This window comes from Methylotenera versatilis 79, from assembly GCF_000384375.1.
GTDB lineage: Bacteria > Pseudomonadota > Gammaproteobacteria > Burkholderiales > Methylophilaceae > Methylotenera_A > Methylotenera_A versatilis_B.
This window is the reverse complement of record NZ_ARVX01000001.1, coordinates 1,267,737-1,283,580: the sequence shown is the minus strand read 5'-3', so window position 1 is coordinate 1,283,580 and position 15,844 is coordinate 1,267,737. Positions and strand designations below refer to the sequence as shown.

At 41.2% G+C, this 15,844-nt stretch carries 14 protein-coding genes; all 14 read right to left on the bottom strand.

The annotated features are described in order from the left end of the window. Positions 1–10 precede the first annotated feature (10 nt). Positions 11–1,222 carry a glycosyltransferase gene (locus tag METVE_RS0106350; protein WP_020167621.1) on the bottom strand — a complete coding sequence of 404 codons (1,212 nt, stop codon included), beginning with the start codon at positions 1,220–1,222 and terminating at the stop codon, positions 11–13. Continuing rightward, positions 1,223–2,761, bottom strand: a complete 1,539-nt coding sequence (locus tag METVE_RS0106345) for a hypothetical protein (protein ID WP_020167620.1) — start codon at positions 2,759–2,761, stop codon at positions 1,223–1,225. Further along, positions 2,758–3,885, bottom strand: coding sequence for a glycosyltransferase (locus tag METVE_RS0106340; protein ID WP_232415415.1), 1,128 nt, complete (start codon positions 3,883–3,885; stop codon positions 2,758–2,760). The genes METVE_RS0106345 and METVE_RS0106340 overlap by 4 nt, the downstream gene beginning before the upstream one ends. 26 nt (positions 3,886–3,911) lie before the next feature. Continuing rightward, complete coding sequence (locus tag METVE_RS0106335) at positions 3,912–4,964, bottom strand: polysaccharide pyruvyl transferase family protein (protein WP_020184207.1); 1,053 nt, start codon at positions 4,962–4,964, stop codon at positions 3,912–3,914. Next, entirely contained in the window at positions 4,961–6,538 is a 1,578-nt protein-coding gene (locus tag METVE_RS0106330) for a lipopolysaccharide biosynthesis protein (protein WP_081621896.1), read from the bottom strand. Before METVE_RS0106330 ends, METVE_RS0106335 begins: the two co-directional genes overlap by 4 nt. A 36-nt stretch (positions 6,539–6,574) precedes the next feature. Further along, positions 6,575–7,288, bottom strand: coding sequence for an exosortase-associated protein EpsI, B-type (gene epsI / locus METVE_RS0106325; protein WP_020167616.1), 714 nt, complete (start codon positions 7,286–7,288; stop codon positions 6,575–6,577). Beyond that, positions 7,285–8,175 carry an exosortase B gene (xrtB, locus tag METVE_RS0106320; protein ID WP_020167615.1) on the bottom strand — a complete coding sequence of 297 codons (891 nt, stop codon included), beginning with the start codon at positions 8,173–8,175 and terminating at the stop codon, positions 7,285–7,287. Before xrtB ends, epsI begins: the two co-directional genes overlap by 4 nt. Beyond that, complete coding sequence (locus METVE_RS0106315; RefSeq protein ID WP_020167614.1) at positions 8,176–9,129, bottom strand: polysaccharide biosynthesis tyrosine autokinase; 954 nt, start codon at positions 9,127–9,129, stop codon at positions 8,176–8,178. Between the two features lie 4 nt (positions 9,130–9,133). Next, positions 9,134–10,579 (bottom strand): chain length determinant protein EpsF, encoded by a 1,446-nt coding sequence (gene epsF, locus METVE_RS0106310; RefSeq protein ID WP_020167613.1) that lies wholly within the window; start codon positions 10,577–10,579, stop codon positions 9,134–9,136. 55 nt (positions 10,580–10,634) lie between these two features. Next, positions 10,635–11,726, bottom strand: coding sequence for an SLBB domain-containing protein (locus METVE_RS0106305; protein WP_232415413.1), 1,092 nt, complete (start codon positions 11,724–11,726; stop codon positions 10,635–10,637). Between the two features lie 100 nt (positions 11,727–11,826). After that, the gene (locus METVE_RS0106300; protein ID WP_020167611.1) at positions 11,827–12,876 is read right to left on the bottom strand and encodes an EpsD family peptidyl-prolyl cis-trans isomerase; all 1,050 of its coding nucleotides are present in this window, start codon (positions 12,874–12,876) and stop codon (positions 11,827–11,829) included. Positions 12,877–13,087: 211 nt separating this feature from the next. Further along, complete coding sequence (epsL, locus tag METVE_RS0106295; protein ID WP_020167610.1) at positions 13,088–14,302, bottom strand: XrtB/PEP-CTERM-associated polysaccharide biosynthesis outer membrane protein EpsL; 1,215 nt, start codon at positions 14,300–14,302, stop codon at positions 13,088–13,090. Further along, entirely contained in the window at positions 14,302–14,973 is a 672-nt protein-coding gene (locus METVE_RS0106290) for a CAAX prenyl protease-related protein (RefSeq protein ID WP_020167609.1), read from the bottom strand. Before METVE_RS0106290 ends, epsL begins: the two co-directional genes overlap by 1 nt. Before the next feature lie 96 nt (positions 14,974–15,069). Next, the gene (locus METVE_RS0106285; protein ID WP_020167608.1) at positions 15,070–15,765 is read right to left on the bottom strand and encodes a hypothetical protein; all 696 of its coding nucleotides are present in this window, start codon (positions 15,763–15,765) and stop codon (positions 15,070–15,072) included. Between the last annotated feature and the right edge of the window lie 79 nt (positions 15,766–15,844).

Below are 15,844 nucleotides of genomic sequence, written 5' to 3'. Positions count from 1 at the left end.
CAGTCCTAATTTAAAAATTCTGGGTAGAAAATAATATGTTGCGATAATTGATAGAAAGCGCCTCTGCAAGCTGCTGATAACCTCTGACATGACTGACATAAGTAATGCCTTTTTCACGCATGGTTGCCTTAGCCGCATCATTATTGAGCAAATTAACGACCGCATCCGCAAACTGCTCGGCATTTAATGGCGTACATGTGGCCGCACCACTTTCTTGCGCAACCGATACCTGGTCTGGGTTATCGTTCATGATGACTGGCAAACCAAGCGCCATATATTCCACCGCTTTTGTTGGTGATGCCATATCCAGCAAATAACCTCTTGGAAAAGGCGATAAGCCAATCTCAGCCGCGGCCACATAACGCCATGCTTCAGTCATTGGTAACCAGCTCGTCCATAAAATATGTGCCGATACACCCAATTCTTCAGCTTGCTGTTTTAGCCAAGAGCGATGCGTTGCGTCTTCGGTATCTCCTGCCAAAACCAATATGGCATCTGGCACTTGCTTAAGTACCAAGCGCAACATATCAAATAGAATTTCAATTTGTCTTACCTTATCTAAAGTACCCAAATAAACTAATACACGTTTATCAGCTAAAAATGGATGGTCGATTGGTACAGGTTGCTGCTGCATGGCTTCTAAATCTACGCCCATTGGTACTGGTGTCATTTTTTCAGCTGGCACGCCTTTTTTCGCCAACATTTCCAGCATATTTTGGCTTTGCACAAAAACATGCTGTGCATTGGGCAGAATGACTTTATAGAGTAGTTGCTGGCCAACCCAACCTTGCAATAGCGGAAACCAATAACGCATTCCCGCCTTAATGCCTCGCGCTTTGGCGCGTTGCATTTGCCCTTCAGATTGCGGATAAGATAACCAGTAATAAAATGGGCGTTTTTTTAGTTTGCTCATCAAAATCGCGACTAATGCGATTAATGTCATATCACGCACTTGTATCGCTTGATAATTAGCGTAATCGCTGGTGATTAACACTTTGCATTGATGCAAAAATTTGACGATATATTGCCCAGCGCGATTTTTGGGCACTGTGCACAATAGCGCTTTTCCTGCTGACCAATCCACTTGTTTATTGTTGGTCAAATCTTGCTCTGTGACTAAATCGCAAGTCACACCAAAACGCGGTAAATATTTGCCAAATAATATGGTTAAGTCTGCCCTAAAAGTGGGCCATTGCTCTGCGGTTAAATACAAGATATGCATTTAACTGACAACCTGTTCGACTTTAAACGGTGCTTCTTGAAAGTCTTCTTGACGCTGCTCTTCAAGCTTTTCTGCAAGTGTTTCTTGATATTGTTCTTGGTATAAAAAAGCGGCATATCCCAACATGACAGCAATAATAATTTCATGCACCAGCAAATTCACTTGGCTATCTGAGTAGATAATAAACAGGAAAGTCAGCGCGATTCCTGCCTGAATCGCCATGCAATCTGCCTTGATTTTTTTGCTCTGCGTTCTCTTCCAAATATTGCCGACCTGTACCCATGCAGTAAAAAATACGCTGGTATACAAAACCAGTCCAGCCAAGCCTAAATCCCATAATATGCTTGAAATAGTGGTTAAGTTAATGCCATAACCTGGGTAAATTTGCGCCATATGACCAGCAGCTTGGCCAGAACCATAAGAGCTGCCCAAACCGTGCCCCAACATAAATGTCATTGGGTCTGCCCAGCCATGTAATCCCCACCAAAATGTCATGGCAGTTGTTCGATTCAGTAGCAGTTTTCCATAACCGACAGTGCCAACGTTGTATGAAATGATGCCGTTAAAAGCTTCTACAAAGTTGCTATCCAACATGTAATACACATAAATATAGGCCAATGCCAACGTGAGCAATAACAAAGCTAAAAATATGGGCAGGTACTTTAACGGCTCTTTTTTAATATCTTTGCGTAGCAAAACCAGCGCCATAATAGGTAGCATAACCACGACCACTTTAGTTTCACCTAATATCAACGGTGTTAACAAAAGTACACTCAGTAAAAATAGTCGCGATGTATCGATTAATTTTTCTTTCCAGCGCGCAAAAACAAAAGCAAATGCAATCAGTACAAAAGTCACCATAATCGCATTCGGGCTGCCACCTTGTAGATTTGCACCCATCGTGCCTGCGACCACATCAGTTGCCTCGCCGCCAGCAGCCATACCACCTCTTAACGCGACTAAAACAAAACGTTCAAATAGGGCAAACGGTAGTTGTAACAGCGCAATACCCAACAATAGTTTTAGCCAACCATCCATATCTTTTCTGGTTAGCATCATTGTGGCCAACACCAGCATCAAGCCAAATGCCTGAAAATATCGTTTAAAGCCACCTGATAACTCGCTAAGAGAGTGCAGATTAAGTACAGAAGAAATCAGTGCGTAAATGACAAAAGCCCCTGCCATCCAAATAAAAAAGGGCACATGTTTTTCCTTTATAGGATTTAATCGGATTAAACAAAAAATGCCTGGAACCCATAACAACAAAGCCAGCATTGAGATTGCCCATAACATTCTAGAGAATCCATGCCCAGCCATATCTAACAAAGCGGGCGTTGCAAGCCCCATAAAAATCACTAACCAAATAATTTTTTTAGGCATAGCGAGCAAAAATATACCCAACACCATGCCCACAGCTAAGCCGATAAAAATAGGATTATTGGTGACAGAGATTAAGCCGAAAACAAGGGCTAAAAAACCAGAGAATGCAATAAATGTGAGTTTAAACCAAATGTTTTGTGGTGTTTTAGTCAGCATCATACAGTCGCTGCCTTTCTAATTTCACCCAAAAATAGCGGTTCTAATGTAGGCCATAAATATTGTTGACCTGACTGCAATGCCTGCTGCTGCATAAGTGGTATCGCATCGATTTGATTATGCAAATGCTCTAAAACCATTGCCAATGCACGTGCGTCATAGGCGAAAATAAACCCATTATGTCCATCCTGCACATAACGTGTATGCGTGCGGATATTGCTGGCAAGCACTGGCAATCCAGCCACTAGATATTCAAACAGCTTAGTGGGTGGATTAAATTGATTCCATGGACTGGCTTGCCATAAACAGATTGCTGCATCGGCTTGCGCGAGATAATGCGGGATTTCATTTCCTGATACTTTACCGATAACTTTTACATAGGTTTGGAGTGATAACGCATCAATGCGTTGCTGACAATATTGCAACTGCTCTGGGCTCGCACCAACAATCGTCAAATGCAGTTTTAACTGCTTATCTGCAATTAACTTCATCGCATCTAACATCACGTCGCGCCCGCGTGATTCGCTGACAGTGCCAACATAAATCAGCTTAATTGCGCTGCCGTCATCGCCAATTTTGGCTTTTTCAATCGGGTGATTTTCCGGCAAAAAGTCTGCCGAAACGCCCATATAAATCATATTAATTTTCTGAGCTGAAACGCCGTGTTTAATTAAATCCTCTTGATGATCTTCACCAATTGGCATCACTAAAGTCGATTTTTTTGCACCAAGGAATATTAATTGATGCAAAAAATGGGTTAACTTTGTGCTAATAGGCGAAAATTCTGCGGGCAGATGCATTAAGTTGCTTGGATGTTCATTCCAGTACAAACAAGTAGGAATCTTGCCCACCAATAGCGCAACAGGTGAAACTGCTGAATGCAGCAACATAACGACATCTGGCTTTTGCCGTCTGATGAGTAACGCGCATTTTACGATGTAACGTAGCCAGCCCAGCTTTCCATTACGCTTATCCACAATTCTGTAAATAACGTTTTGCAGTAATAATTCTGGCTGCGCAATCTCACCGTGGCTCACAACGGTTAATTGATATGCCGATGCAAGCGCTGTAATACGATAAGAAAAATCCAAATAACCTGGCTGATTTTCGTCAAAACAAGTAATCACAACGCAATTTTTTAAGTGACGTTCAATCACTTAACGGCGTTCTCATTAACAGGTAACACAGTCAATTCATTAATCGCTAATTCTATGGAATCAGAATTGTTCGCTAACTTTGCATAGCCATAATCAAACGTCCAAGTGTTATAAAAAACTTTCAGCTTTCCATAATTATTGTCTATTAATACATTTGGCTTGTTTAGCAAGATACTTAAAACATGCGCATGCAGGCGGTCTGTGACAACAAAACGCCCTCGGCTTAGCATGCGCACGCCTCTTTTTAATCGTTGTAAAGAAAGATAATTCCATAACAACAATAGATACTGATTGTCAGGGTCGAACCACTTTCTTAACAGCGTGGAACACATTTCAACTTTATAAAGCAGTTTTTCTAACAATGTAGGTTCAAGCCAATCGTCTACTTCATAAGTCAAATTTTTGTTGATGCTAACTGTATATTTATCCAGCTCACCTGACGATTCAATATCAGTTCGCGCCAAAACATATCGATCTACTTTTTCTACTTGTCGATGAATATGTCCAATAAAAAATGCCATATCTGGACATAAATACACAGGTGTAGCAAAGCTCTTTTTTGCAAATTCATAACTAGGTTGACTGCGCGCAAGCAAGGTGTAGTTGCCTTGCGCTTTGATGGCTTCACTCATCACGTCGACTTCTGACTCATCCTCAAAATAGATTGTTTGTGGCAATTGGATAATGGGGATATTAGGTAAATCACTTAAGACTTTCAGCCTGAATGCATGGATTGTTTTCCACACTGTTCCAAAATTACCGCCTCCATGCATCAATACGACACTTTTTTTATTCAGCACTTTCTTTACGGAAGCCAGGTTGTAATTATCGACATCGCAAACATAGCTAATTTTTAATTTTCTACTTTTTAAGTAAGCAATTTCTCCCAACCAAATCAGACTGTCACCGACATTCGTGGTATTGGGATAATCCAATAAAATAATATCGGCATCATTTGGAATAAGACTATCCAATACAGTGCGTGCTTTTTGCTGGATTTCTGGCAAGAATATATGACTGTCTTTAGGTTGTTCATTTTTAGTCATCATGACGACCTTTTCATTAATAATGATTTTACAAAATGTAATTCATCGCTATGAATCACTTTAAAAAAATACAAACCAGGCAGATAAACTAAAGCAATCATTAGCCCACTGATTAGAGAAATGGCGGTTGCACTTTGTATATAGCTAGACAACTGTGCGCTGAGTAAAAACACCACCACAAAGGCAAGCAAGCCCGCAAAGCCGATGCCTGAAAACAGGCGTAAAGCCACGTTATACACATAACCTGTATTTTTAAGAGCGCGCATAATGTAAGCATTGCAAATAAGTGAAAAAACTAGCGGCCCCAATAGCAATAAATTGGGATGAATAAATTGAACCAGCGCCCAATACACCAGCATGCCTAATAGACTATAAAAACCTGCATGCACCAATAAAACGCTCTTACCAACAGAGTTAAGTATCAGTTGCAATAACACCACATGGCTGCCTATAGTGAGCTGCAGCATCACAACTAATAATATCCACAAGTCATCATGGTATTTTCCACCGGTTAGTGCGGCGATAATAAATACGCCCGATGCGGCAATCCAAGCGATGGCTGGAATGAGAAATAACAAATTAGACTTATATAACCATTGGCAACGTTTTGTTAAAACAGAAAAATCTTTATTCTTTAAATAATTGCCCACCATCACTGGCTCAATTAAGTTATACATAAAATGTAGCGGAATATACTGCCTTGTTTTTTCGGCAATGCTAATAAAAAAACCATAAGCTGCGACCATTTGTGTGGGCAAAAATGCGGCTGCCAGCATTTTCATAAAATAGCCTTGTGGCGGTGCTGCTAATAAGGTGAAACCATAATTATGCGCAGACATTTTGCTGATCTCTGTCCAATCAGGCCATATTATTTTCGCTGGCTGTGATACCGGATTCTGTAAATCTACATCTGGTAGCGATTGTAATTTCAATTGAACTCTTAGCATTTTCAGATGCTTTTTTTGTGTAATCACAAAGGCCATCAGGCCGAACATTTCAGGCAAAGCCATAATCCATAATGCTTCTTCCAACTGAATATGGTGACCATCACGCAGCGTGATAAAAATCATGATAAGTCGTCCCGACCATTGAACGACTAAAATTCGCGTGAGTGCTTTTTGTTGAATTAACGCTTGAAAAACCGACGAAAAATGCTGAAATAAAGTTTCTGCCACAATAAAACAGGCCAAAGAGATGGGAAAGTAAGTCAATTTCACATCGCTAAAAATGGATAACACAAAGTGCCAAAATGCAAACAAAATGACACAAACCAATAATGACGCAGCAAATTTAACCGCTGTTAATTGCCAAATAAAATGTTCTAACTCGTCAACACTGCGCTCCAATCTGGCTTCTGGTAAATACCGCGAAATGGCGCGTTCTAAACCCAAACCCGCTAAAATGCCGGCGAATGAGATCAAACCAGTCAGCGCCGTAAACCCAGCGTAGTTAGTTACATCCATATAGCGCGCCATTAATATGACCGTTGCAAATCCTGCCAGCCCTCCAAGTCCTCTGCCTAAGAGGTAATGTAAGAAGCCTTGCCGAACGCTATCTTTTGAATAGGGCGAGCTCACTGTAAGCTACTGGAAATAAAAATTGACATAGCAATACTAGCGCTTGGTACTATCGCCGACCATTTGCAATTGGTAGCTGGGTGAAAGCGCTTTTAGCATCTCTGCGATAAATTGTGCTTGTAATGCATAGGCACGTGTCGATTCCGCATAATCGTTGGATTCCACCAAGTTAGACACACGCACCAGCAAACCATCGGGAATGCTGCCTTGCAGCGCATATTTCATTTTTACTAATTTGGTATCCCAATCTGGATAGGCAACTTCATGGCCTGTTCTGAGAAAATAGGTAATCGGCTCGATACGGTTACCTTTTACTGCCATTAATCTGGTGACTGGAATCTCACTTCTAGGCGCGGTTGAGCTTGATGGCGTACTTAAATGCGTTCGCGCAATATTTGAGATAGTGAATCCTTGTCCGCCATAGCAACCTTCTGGTAAATGCGCGCCCACGCTATCGCTTTGGTCTTCGCCATAAGCAATCGACAGCATGATTCTTTCGCCTTTATCGTTCACATAGGTGCGTGATAAAGTTTGTGCATATATCTGATTAATTGCCGCTTCCGTTTGTGGATTCACCAGTTGTGCGACCGCATCTTCCATGTGCCAATTGGCAAAGTTGTGCGGGATTAATTGTTCTAATTGGATTTTGGCGTTTTCACTGGCCATCTTATGTGTTGGCCGCAACGTCATGCCCAAAATAGAAGCCAGAACCATCAGCCCAAGTGTGATGTAACTAAGTTTAGTTTTCATAGCCGATTTTTCTGCCTAAACTTAACCAAATATTGCAGGCCAGAATCCACACTCATAATAAAAATCAGCGCGATAACAAAAAGAAACATACCCGCAAAACCATGCACAAAGCCTTGCCCGACTTCATCGCCAAAGTAATAAGTGATCAGCGTTAATGCGATAACGCGCACCACATTGGCTGTAAATGAAATGGGGATAATCAAAATCGCCAATGTCACATTGCGCAAAAGCGAATCATGTTTGACTAAATTCAAGTAAAGCAAACCCAGCGCTTCCAGCGAAATAAGCGTATGCATGCCAGCGCATGCATCTGCTACCAATAACTGATATTGGCCGATATATAAAATAACGCCAGAACGTGCAATGGGATAATCGAACCAAAATAAAACATGTTCAGTGACGTAAGAAACCGCCATTTTCATCGGCATGGTGATGCTGTCTAACGGCAACGGCAGCATGAATATAATAAAAAATAGTGGAAACCAAGCGGCTCTTAAAGCTGGCATGCCAGATGTGAGTAGAAACAAGCCAGCCAGCACAGGAATCTGTGAGCCGATATCTAACATCATGATATCTTGTGAACGCCCAACGACGTAACAGAGCAAGCCAAAAATGAGTGAAATCCAACCGAGTATTGGCTTGGCGCGACTGGCGTTAAAATGAATGAATGACGCCCGCGCCTGCCAAAGAAGATATAAAACAACCAGCAGCACAATCGGCCCATGCGCTTGATCGGTTTGCTGCCAAAGCGTTTGCGACAATCCATAATAAGTTGGAATGTACAGCGTCAGTAAGCCGACAATAACCGGCATCCATTTGATTAGCGGCTCAGGCAGCTTGTTTTGGCCAAGCTTGTTTCTTCCGAAATTGAGTGCAGGACTTAACACTTAAAACTCCTGAAGAATACTGCCAATCACCTTGGCGCCAGTGGTGCTTAGTTGCGCATTCAATAACTGCAAATCGGCTGCCATCGTGTAATCTTTACGCGCCACAATAATGGCCGCTTTAGTTTTAGAAACCACCGACAACATATCTGAACCTAAACTTAACGGTGTGGTATCGATTAAAATGATGTCGTAGATGTTTTCTAAATCCGTTAACAAGCTTGAAAATGCGTCTAAACTCAGCAACTCTTGCGGGTTAGGCACTTCCGTACCTGCGCTCAATACTGCTAAATTAGGCAATGACTTTTGACGCGTTAACTCATAACTGCCTTGTTGGTTACCCAATATATTGGTTAACCCTAATTTTGAATCGATACCAAATAATTGATGCTGATTGGGTTGGCGTAAATTCGCATCAATCAATAAAGTTTTTTTATTCAGTTGCGAAAAAGTAATCGCTAAATTGGCAGCAATCAAATGCGCATTTTCATCACTGTTAGATGACGCGATTGCCAAGGTTTTATGTCCTTGATTAAACCAGCGCATCATCAACTGGCCTCTTAAACTGCGCAAACTCTCTACTTCCGTGGTAAACGGCGTATGCGCTGCAGTTAACAATTTGCTAATGCTTGAATTCGTTTCACGGATATAAGGATAGTTAAATTGTTGCGCCAACACATGTTCAATATCTGCCGTCGTCACTAAACCCAGATTTTTAGCCGCTTCGCCAAACAGTATTTTCTTATCTTTTTGCAAGTGTAAAATCCGCTCAACATCATTGGCGTTTAACTTTGCATGCGCAATCAAGGCATCACCAATTTTCTTGGAATCTAAGGGTTCAGTAACAGACAAGTTTTTCATACCGTTTGGATTTACATTACTTTCAATAGGATCTTGGTCAAGATTGCTTTGGTCATGATTATTGTGGTCATGCAAGTTTTTTAATTCAGCGTTCATACATTCATTTCACGAAAAATGGATGAGTGGGATTTGTATTTTTAACTTTATTTTTCTTGCTAAAAAATTCATGCAACGTAGTTAAAAATCCTGCGGCTTTTTTCTGGTTTTGACTAATAACGCCCAACACTGGCAAACCTAGCAATTGCACTAAATCCTCTGCAATTCTCACGCGTCTATCCAGCATTTCTGCGGCGATTGCAAAACCTACCGCCAATAACGAGCCCAACAAAATCGATAGCACAATATTGATGGTAATTTTCGGGCTTGAATGTTTGATGGGCGGCGTGGCTGGATTCAAGATAGAAACATCGGTTTGGCCCGATTGACTTTCCATATTAGTTTGGCCGAATCTTAGCAAGGCGTTGTCATACATACGTTGCGCACTTTCCACCTCACGCACCAATACGGCCATTTGATCATGCTGATCTTTTAACTTAAGCACTCGTTCTTTTTGCTGTGCTAAAGAAGCCTTAATTTCACCTTCTCTTTGTTGTGAAACGCGCGCAGTCTGACCGACACTACTGCTGGTTTTTGCCGTCTCAACACTGATTAAGCTTCTTAAATTACTCACTTCTGCGACTACTGCTTGATATTGTGGATGATTCACGCCTAGTCGTTGCGATACATCCGATAACTTTGTTTCAGCCTGTGCGAGTTGAGACTTTAATCCTTGAATCAATGAGTTAGATAAAATCTCTGGTGACTCACCCGCATTACCGCGTTTTAATTGGTTTTGACGCGAGTTACTGTCAAAAGTCTGCGCTTGCGCTGCAACCAATTGGCTAGATAATTCGCCTAAACGCGCCGCTTCCGTATCTAAACGTTCATCCGCAAAAGCAATGCCGTTTTCTTGTTGATACGCAGATAATTTTGTCTGCGCCTGCTCAACATTTTGACGCAAACCTTTTATTTGCTGATCAAACCAAAGCGCCGCTTGTTTGGCTGGCTCAATCTTTAATTGCAAGCTGGTATCAATATAAGCTTCGGCAAAAGCGTTAGCCATCGCGGCAGAAAATTGTGGGTCTGCACCTCTATAACTCACTTCAATGACACTACTTTGTAGAGATGGATTCACTTCCAGATTCTCTATAAATTGATCAGCAAACCAATGTCGAATATCGCCCTCACCTTGTGTGGCTTTCTCAAACTGCGCTTTTGCCGTTGCATTGTTGGCAATGCCTAATTTATCCACCACTTTTAACGCCACATTACGGCTTTGTATAATATCTACTTGTGTCGCAATGTAGCCGGGCATTAAAGTCGCTGGCAACATAAACCCTGTTACCGGGTCTGCGCCTTTTGAGTTAAGCACCAAAGATGCCGTTGCGCTGTAAGTTTTTGGCAGTAAAAAACTCACGACTGTCGTCACCAAAACAGTGATTGAAAATACCCAAACAAATATCCATTTGCGCGCCAATAATATGGATAATAATTGTGAAAAACTCATGTGTTATCGCTTCATTTCTGGATTAATTGATTTCTTTTAACGGTTTAATTAAGCGTTAAAACAAACTTTCACTCACCACGACAATATCGTCTGGTTTTAATAAATCGCCCGCTGATGCATCCAGCGTTTTAAGCTTTCCATCTACATTACGTTTAACTTTAATGCCACGTTCTGTGCCTCGTGGCGACAAACCACCGCCAGTAGATAAGGCTTGTGCGATATTCATATTGCGCTCTAACCTAAAGGCACCCGGGCGCTGCACTTCACCATAAATGTAGAAAACAGAAGTTCTCGGCACGTAAATAGAATCGCCATCAGCCAATTCAAAATTCGCTGAGGTATCACCTTTGCGATACAGTTGATCAATATCAATCTCACGTTTTTCTGTTTTTCCATCGCGCTTGGTAATAATAATGATGCTATCCGCGCCCCCAGCCGAAACACCGCCCGCTTGCGACAAAAAGTCGATAACGGTGCGCACGCCGCTGGCGACTGAATATTTGCCAGGACGATTCACTTGACCTAATACAGATACTTCACGCGCATTCACATAAACAATGTCATCGCGTTGCAATTGCGGATTGCTGGCTGGATCTTCCTTATTGATTAAATCTCTTAAATCATAAGTTTGCTTAGTGGTTTTGCCTTCTGTGATACGAATCAAGCTAATCAAATCAGAGCCGTTCGGCGTTGTGCCGCCTGCCATTGCCAACACATCAGAAAGCGTGCTTGGTCTATCTAAAGAGTATTTTCCTGGCTTGTAAACATCACCCAAAACCGAGATATATTGGCTTTGAAATTGCAACACAACCAAGTTAACTTGTGCCTTTTTAACAAAGCCGCCTTTTTCCAATAAATCGGCTAGCTTCTTTTCAGATAAAGTCGGGCTTAAGCCGCCCAAAACCACCTCGCCAACTAAAGGAAAAGTGATAGAGCCTGTAGCTGAAAGCCTCGCTTCAGTGAGTAAATCTTGATTGCCGTAGACGTTGATTCGAACCAAATCACCAGCGCCCAAATTATATTCACGATTCACTTCGCCCTTGATAGGCTCGTTTTTGCTCTCTTCGGCCATGCCAATTGTGCTTGTCAGCAACAGCAATATGCCGCTCAACGCTAAACTTAGCCAACTTAAAATTATCCGTTTCAAATCATTACCTTTGCTATGTCTATTTAGGCTTATAAATTCGAGGGCTTTTATACTTAACCAATTTTATGGCCCAATAATTAATCGCTTACTCGTTTAAGTTCTAAAAGCCCGCCAAACCTTTATCCATATTGGATTGTGTAGAAGTAGATTTACTTTTATCCGCTTCTGCTGTCTTAGCTACTTGCTGTGTACTTTTTGGCGCTTCGTTTGTTACTACGCCGTTACTTTCAGTACTTGATTGCGTGTCAGATTTTTTGATGGCGACTGGTGCGGCTGGTTGCCCTTTTTTCATATCCGCAAAGGCGCCCACAAATTCGATCTTGGCTTTTTCAGTTAAAGTTGCCATTTCTTTTTTCGCCAAAGCCGATTTACTTTGATTCAAGAAATACTGCTCAATAATTGGCGTCGCTTTGTCACGCGCAATCGGCATAGATTGTGATGCAGCGATATGTACAATATTGATGGATTGATTAGTTTGCACAATCACAATCTCACCATCTTTTAACGGTTGAATCTGCTTCAGAAAATCTAACGGCAATTGCTCCGCCGCACGCACGTTGCTGTTGGCATTAAATGGATAGTTTTGCGTTTTTAACCATGCTGCAACTTCGTTAATATTTTTTAATTTTTTTGCATTCTCTTCAACTTCAGCATACTTATCTTTTGGCACATTCACCGCTAATTCCTGCAAACGGAACACGCGTCTATTTACAAATAAAGCAGGATTTTCTTTATAAAAAGTATCAATCTGCGCGGTCGTTGGTTTAGTGGCTTTTGACAATAATTGCTCTAAATAAGCCTGCGCTAAGATTTCACTTTTTGAAGTTTCGATGACTTGTAAAATTCTAGGATCACGGTCAAGCTTTGCTTCAATCGCTTGCTGTTTTAATAATTGTTGATCCACCAAACGCGTTAATATTTGTTTAGCGGCTTCTTTACTTTGTGCTTCGTTTAATGGCTTTTGTCCGCTTTGTGCTAAGCGCCCTAATTGAAAGTTAATTTGATGAATCGAAATTTCATCGTTGTTCACTTTGGCAACCACTTGCGTATCTGCCTTAGCTGACTCCGCCTGATCTTTTTTGCCACAAGATGCCAGCGTGAACGCCGATATAATCACTAACGATAACAACCATTTATTTGTAAAAATCATACTTTTCTTTCTATCCAAATTAACTTAATCAATCTAATAATTAGGTTGAAGTATATGTATTTAATACGTCAGAATTAAGTCGATTTTATGACAGCAATGTTACTAGTCACCAACCGAAATTTTCCCACTAGTTTATTAACAGATTTTTCCTAAATACTTGAAATGGTATGCAATTTAAACGAGGCATAGATCGACACTGAAAATGAGCAGTCTAAAAACTATATCGACCAGTAAGGCTGATTGAATTAAATCGATAACTTTGAATATCGGCAGTGGAATCGCGATCTTCGCCTTGATACTGCAATTGCAGCAACGATTTTTCAGTGGGCGAATAAATTAAGCCCAAGCTGGCAACTTTAGAAGTATCACTGCGTCTATCGCCTAGAAAGAAAATTCCTGCACCGACTGCGCTTCCCAAATAATCTCTATCTTCATAACTAAACCCTGCTCGCAGGGCTAGCTTGCTGGTCAGATTCCACACAGGGTTAAAACTGGCACCAGTGATTTCTACGTAAGTCGATGCGATATCATCGATAGGCGACACTTCTTTATAAGCGGCAGCATTCAGGTTGATTTTTGCAGTGAGTGCATGGCTAATATCCCAACGCTGGTTAAAGCCAGAAAACGTGCGTTGCGGTCTATTTTTATAATCAATACTCACTTGCGATAATCGCGTACTGATTCTGGTTTTAGGACTTGGCAGCCATGCTGCTGTGGCAATGAGCGATTTTTGTCTGCTTTCATTGCCAAAAAAGAATGCAGAAAAACCTGTTCTATTGGGGTTATCTGATTCAATCAAACGATAAGATAAGCTAAGTTGCGTACCGAGTGGATTTTGATAACGCAAACCACTTTCAGTAATCACATCCTCACGATCCAATGGTTGAAAAGTAACGATTTCATTTTCAGTGTCCACACGTTCCTGCGAAATGAATACCGCCCAATCTGGATGAAAACTCCAGTTCGCACTCGCTGATTGCCTATCGACTATTCTGGTATTTTTGACAGGATTTCTAATCTCGTTAAAACCGGCTATCGATTCACTTTTGCTTTTGCTCAACGTGCCATAAACATCATTACCTAATCGCCAGCTCCAAGATAATCCATAGGATTTAGCCGTGTTATCCAGCAGGTCGAATCGGTTGTATTTACTATCGCTGATAGCGACATTTAAATTAACTAGTTGCCGACTTAATCTCAAATTTACATCAGTACCAAAATCCAGCCGCTTAATCACGTCAGACATTTCAGGTGAGCCGAATGCCGCATTGGCACTCGCTTCAGATGAAAAGCGAAATACGTTATCGTCATATGTGATAGATGGGCTGATGTAGGGCTTAATGTCGATAATGCCCTCTGCATTTGCATACGAAGCAAAGCACAGCAGACCCAAAACGGCTGTTTTTTTAAGATGACTTTGTCGCATTACCAGTACTGCCAATTACCCGTAAACACAATCCAAATACCTAGCAAACCATTGGTGACAGCATGCGCGAAAATAGGTATCCATAAATTTCTGTAGGTTTTATACAGTTCACCATAGACCAATCCTGCAAACAATCCTGCCAGCCATAGATGATGCTCTAGTGCAAATAAGCATGCACTGCCCACATAAGCGTAACCTGATATTTTTTCTGGCAATACTTTTAAAAAATCTGCTTTATCAAACCAGCGCATCACAAAAGAGCGCCAAAATAACTCTTCCATCACTGGTACCAATAAAGCCGCACCCATAATACGAGTAGACATCCAAAACAAAGCGGTTAATTCAGTTTCGTTTTGTAGCGGATTAAACCCTTGCGTGTCACCGCCGCCTAGCCAATCGGGGTAAGGGAATATCCAAATGACAAGCACCAATAAGCCAGCAATACCCGCGTATAAAAAGTCTGAACGGACAGGTTTACGTTTTAATTCGGCGTAATCGCGCCAGAAATAAAGCAGCAATGCTGCAACCACAGCGATTCTTAAGATATATAGCCATTTCACATCAACGTTTAACCAGTCACATAATTGGCTAAGCGGCTGATTCAGGGCTAAAAACAGAATATAAACAGCAAAGGGTAGCGCTCTCGCAAGCACTGCACGGTCGAATGTCATGTTTGGCTCACAATGAAAACAAACATGTTACGCAAGGATTATGACGATTTTATTTCGTTGTCATATTTGATAGATATTGCCGCCATTATGATGGAATTAGTTAACCGACTGTTTAGCTGAAAAACGTTCTTCATCCAATTTATCTTGTTGATTTTGCAGTATATTTTCCAGTTCCACACGTTTTAACTGAAAAAACTGCTCTTTACGCATGACCGCTTGGTACTGACTAGGCTTGTCATAAATTTGAATCAATTCAGAACCAAATTGATGTAACTTAATATTCTTGGCAGCACATGTATTTAACTGTTTAGTGGCATCTGCCAGATTAGTCGATAAAGTTTTACGCTGATTATCATTGAATTTTAAATCGGCCAGCGCCTGTGTATTTTGCGCTTGTAAATTGGTTAAGTTACTTTGGGTGACATCTAATTTACTTTGCGTATCTGCCAGTTTTGTTTCAACAACCACTTTTTCATCCGTGGTTTTTTTCAATTGCGTGCCCAAATTTTTGACTTTACTTTCAGCCGCTAATAATGCGCCATCGGATTTTTTTAGCGCGTCATCTTTCGCCAACAACTGATCTTCTAAGACTTTTTTTTGCACATCAAACTGCGTTTGCATACTGGCTTTTTCAACTTCCATATCCTGCTTCAGTTTTTGCATCATCAACGCTGCACGTTTGGCGGCTTTGTCTTTTTTCTCAGCTGCCACGCTAGGTAGCGGAAAAGCCAAACTGAATGCAAGGCAAGCCATTAAAAAAAAACCTGCTTTGTGACGCAAAAATACATGCATTTAAAATCCTAACTTGCTTATTTTCAAACTACTTAACCATTTAATTAAAGTCATATTAATTAGCGACATATTAATAACA